Consider the following 3887-nt stretch of genomic DNA (forward strand, 5'->3'; position numbering starts at 1 on the left):
CCAAAATCGCCATGATTTGTGGTCTTGCTCCGTAGCGGGCATCGGGCACGGGCATTTTCTTTCGCCCTAATGTGTGACCTTATGCCCGCCGAGCAGAAACCCGCTGATTTGCGCACAGACCGAGGAACCCGCCACAGTGTTCGTATCCTTCTTCCCGCAGCCGAAGCTGTTTTTCACCTCGGCCGCCCTTTGGAGTCTCGTGGGGATTCTGTTCTGGTTTTTCGGTGGTCAGCAGTTGGGCGCCGCCATCGGTCTGCCGCCTGCCGCTCCTGACGCCCCACCGATCCTCGGCGTGCCGATGTTCTGGTCGGCGCCTTTCCTGTGGTTCTACATCTATTTCGCCGTGATGCTGGCCGCCTTCTATCTGTTTTGGCGCTTCTACTCGCCCCACCCCTGGCAGAATTGGTCCATCCTGGTTTCCGCGTTCATTCTCTTCTCGACCTACATAAACGTGCAGATCTATGTGGCGCTGAACAACTGGCGCGGGCCGTTTTTCGATCTTTTCCAAAAGGCGATTAGTGCACCAGGCACGGTGAGCGCGGCGGAACTCTACAGCCTGTTCGGGATCTACGCCCTGATTGGCCTGATGTTCATCTCGCTCTACGTCGTGACGAAATTCGTCGTCAGCCACTACATTTTCCGCTGGCGCACGGCGATGAACGATTTCTATGCACAGAACTGGTCGAGACTGCGGCACATTGAAGGCGCTTCGCAGCGCGTTCAGGAAGACACGATGCGGTTCTCCACCTCCATGGAGCAATTGGGTGTCGCTTTCGCCGATTCGCTGCTGACACTTATCGCCTTCCTGCCGGTGCTCGACGCCCTCTCGGCACACATAACCGAACTGCCGCTGATCGGGCCCATTCCTCATTCTCTGGTGATCGTCGCGTTGGTCTGGTCGTTGTTCGGCACCATTTTGCTGGCCGTAGCCGGCGTCAAGCTGCCGGGCATGGAATTCCGCAACCAGCGTGTCGAAGCTGCTTACCGAAAGGAACTCGTCTATGGCGAGGACGATCCGAACCGGGCCTCGCCGCCTGCTTTGACCGAGTTGTTTCAAAACGTGCGGCGCACCTACTTCCGCTATTACTTCCATTATGCCTATTTCAATGTCTTCCGGGCTGGCTTCGGCCAAGCAGACGCCATCTTCTCCAGTGTTATCCTGATTCCGACCATCGCAGCCGGCAAGATCACATTGGGCATCTGGCAGCAGATCAGCACGGCCTTCGGCCAGGTTTCCAGTTCGTTCCAGTATCTGGTCAGCGCCTGGCCGCAGATTGTTGAGCTGATCTCGATCTACAAGCGCCTGCGTGCCTTCGAGGCGACGCTGTATGGCGAGCCGCTGCCGGACATCGATCAGCGTTACCTCGCCAAGCATGGCGTGGAGGATCCGACCTGAACCAGACCAGGCCGTGGGCGGTTCAGCCGCCCACAATTGCCTGCCGTTCGCCGGCGCGCTGGCGCGCGACATAGTCGCGGAAGCTGATGCACTCGACCTGCCGCATGACGCAGACTTCGCCGGCAAAGCGCTCCAGCGCATCCCAATAGGCGCCGCCGTTCATCTGCGTGAAATGGAAGCCGAGCTCCAGCGGGATGCGCTTGCCCTGATATTGCGCATCGAAGGCGGCGCGGAAGGCGTGGTAGGTCCGCTCCGTGAACTCCGCCGCCATGCTCGGCCGCTCGAAGCCGCCGGAATGGCGGACATAGAGATTGTAGTCCATGGCGATCACCGGTCTCGACTTCGGCCCTTCCGGAATCTGCGGCAGTGAAAAGCGCGTGGTGCCGCCTTTCTCCGGCGGCACGGCAGGGCCTTGCGAGACGCCGCTGGCGTCGAACTGGAAGCCAGCTTGCGGCAGCGCCTCATAGAGTGCCTTGTTCGCCGAAAGGTACGGCGCGCGAAAACCGATCACGGCATGCCGCGCGAAATCGCGCCAGCCGGCCGGCTCGGGCGCGATGCCGTTGATCGAATAGGCGTTCTCCAGGATGTGCTCGAACGAGGCGAATTCGGCGAGCCAGTCGGCCTTGCTCCAACCCTTGCCGTCGAAATGGCCGCAGCCATGGCTGGCAATGTCATGGCCTTCCGACGCGGCCAGCCCGACCTGTTCCAGCCGCTCAGTCACTTCCTGTTTCGAGGCGGCAAAGCCGATATTCGATTTGCCGGCGCCCTTGCCGGGTCCCGTGTAGTCCTTGCGCGTTTCCTGCGAGAGCAGGAAGACACAGGAGAGAAAATACGTGAAATGCGCGCCGGTGCGTTGCGCCAGGGCACGGCTGCGTTGCCATTGCGAGATTTCGCGGGCGCTGTCGAAGGAGATGATGACGATCTGCTTCGGTTTGGCCGATTGCGGTGGCACGGGCGGATCGGCGAAAGCCGGGCCGGCCACGGCGAGCGCGGCTAGGGAGAACGCAACAGCAGGGAATAGGCGGGGCATCGGCACGGGTCTGGACATCGGGACGGTCGGTGACCGGCTAGCGGCGAAATGTGGCGTGGGTACGATCAGCTCTCGGGAGCACTCTTTACCGTGCCTGATCCGTGATCCCGCCGATTTTCCTGGCGCACCCCTTCCATGCCGACAAAATTTCGCTAAAACGCGGGCTCAAGAAGCGCCCCGTGTGGGCAGCAATGGTTTTGATTGATGTCTGACGACAGTTTTATCCGCGAAGTCAACGAAGAGATTCGTCGCGAACAGGCGCAGGCGCTGTGGGACCGCTTTGGTCCGGCGCTGCTTGGCCTTGCCATCCTGGTCGTGCTCGGCACCGCCGCCGTCGCCGGCTACCGCTACTGGGACGAGAGCCGCGCCAACCGCTCGGGCGACGCTTTCTCGCAGGCGCTGAAGCTTGCCAATGACGGCAAGGGCGACGAGGCGCTGGCCGCTCTCGATCAGCTCCAGAAGGACGGCTACGGCGCCTATCCGCTGCTTGCCCGCATGCGCGCTGCGACCGTCAAGGCCGACAAGGGCGATGTCGCCGCCGCCGTCAAGGATTTCGACGACGTTGCCGCCGACGCCGCCATCCCGCAGGCCATCCGCGACATGGCGCGCCTGAGGGCGGCGCTGCTGCTGGTCGACAGCGGCTCCTTCGCCGACGTCTCCAGCCGCGTCGAGGCCCTCACCGCCGATACAAACACGCTGCGCCACACCGCGCGCGAAGCGCTCGGCCTTGCCGCCTGGAAGGAAGGCAAGACGGCGGACGCGCTGAAACTGTTCGACCAGATCGCTTCGGATGACGGCGCCCCGCGCAATGCGCGCCAGCGGGCGACCTTGATGTCCGAACTGATCCGCGGGTCGGGCAACGCGTCGTGATCCCGGATGGGCTTCAAAGTCGCCATCATCGGCCGGCCTAACGTCGGCAAATCGACTCTTTTCAATCGGCTGGTGGGAAAGAAGCTGGCGCTTGTCGACGACACGCCGGGTGTCACCCGCGACCGCCGCGTCCACGCCGCCAAGCTCTACGATCTTTTCTTCGATGTCATCGATACCGCCGGCTTCGAGGATGCGGCCGCCTCGACGCTGCCCGGCCGCATGCGCCAGCAGACCGAGATCGCCATCCGCGAGGCGGACCTGATCTTCTTCACCATCGACGCCAAGTCCGGCCTGCTGCCCGACGACCGCACCTTTGCCGAGGTCGTGCGCAAATCCGGCAAGCCGGTGGTGCTGGTCGCCAACAAGGCCGAGGCGAAGGGCGCCCAGGGCGGCATGCTGGAGGCCTGGGAGCTTGGCCTCGGCGAGCCGATCCCGGTCTCGGCCGAGCACGGCCAGGGCATGCCCGACCTCCGCGACGCGGTGATCGCCGCGCTCGGCGAGGAACGCGCCTTCGGTGAGGACGAGGAGGACGACGGGGAGATCGCCGCCAGCGAGGTGCTGATCGGCGAGGACATCGCCGACCCCGACGCC

The 3887-nt window shown here is 63.3% G+C and carries 4 protein-coding genes; 3 read left to right on the forward strand and 1 reads right to left on the reverse strand.

Features of this window, described 5'->3' with window-relative positions:
• The first annotated feature begins 136 nt into the window (after positions 1-136).
• The gene (sbmA, locus tag EN742_RS27275; RefSeq protein WP_127406437.1) at positions 137-1396 is read left to right on the forward strand and encodes a peptide antibiotic transporter SbmA; all 1260 of its coding nucleotides are present in this window, start codon (positions 137-139) and stop codon (positions 1394-1396) included.
• A gap of 22 nt (positions 1397-1418) precedes the next feature.
• Here the strand turns inward: sbmA and EN742_RS27280 are convergent, their stop codons facing one another.
• A complete protein-coding gene (locus EN742_RS27280) occupies positions 1419-2426 on the reverse strand; it encodes a polysaccharide deacetylase family protein (RefSeq protein ID WP_127406436.1) in 1008 nt (335 codons plus the stop codon).
• 204 nt (positions 2427-2630) lie between these two features.
• Here EN742_RS27280 and EN742_RS27285 point away from each other — a divergent pair, with 204 nt between their 5' ends.
• Together EN742_RS27285 and EN742_RS27290 are read left to right on the forward strand one after the other, a co-directional pair.
• Positions 2631-3296: a tetratricopeptide repeat protein gene (locus tag EN742_RS27285; protein ID WP_127406435.1), complete on the forward strand. Its 666-nt coding sequence runs from the start codon at positions 2631-2633 to the stop codon at positions 3294-3296.
• Between the two features lie 6 nt (positions 3297-3302).
• On the forward strand, positions 3303-3887 hold a 585-nt coding region (locus EN742_RS27290; RefSeq protein ID WP_128333489.1), incomplete at its 3' end, for a GTPase.

This window comes from Mesorhizobium sp. M4A.F.Ca.ET.020.02.1.1 (assembly GCF_004022645.1).
Lineage (GTDB): Bacteria > Pseudomonadota > Alphaproteobacteria > Rhizobiales > Rhizobiaceae > Mesorhizobium.

What these genes read in the sequence shown, in the direction of transcription:
- EN742_RS27280 (WP_127406436.1), bottom strand. Translation starts at nt 2,426, where the DNA reads ATGCCCCGCCTATTCCCTGCTGTTGCGTTCTCCCTAGCCGCGCTCGCC.
- EN742_RS27285 (WP_127406435.1), top strand. Translation starts at nt 2,631, where the DNA reads ATGTCTGACGACAGTTTTATCCGCGAAGTCAACGAAGAGATTCGTCGC.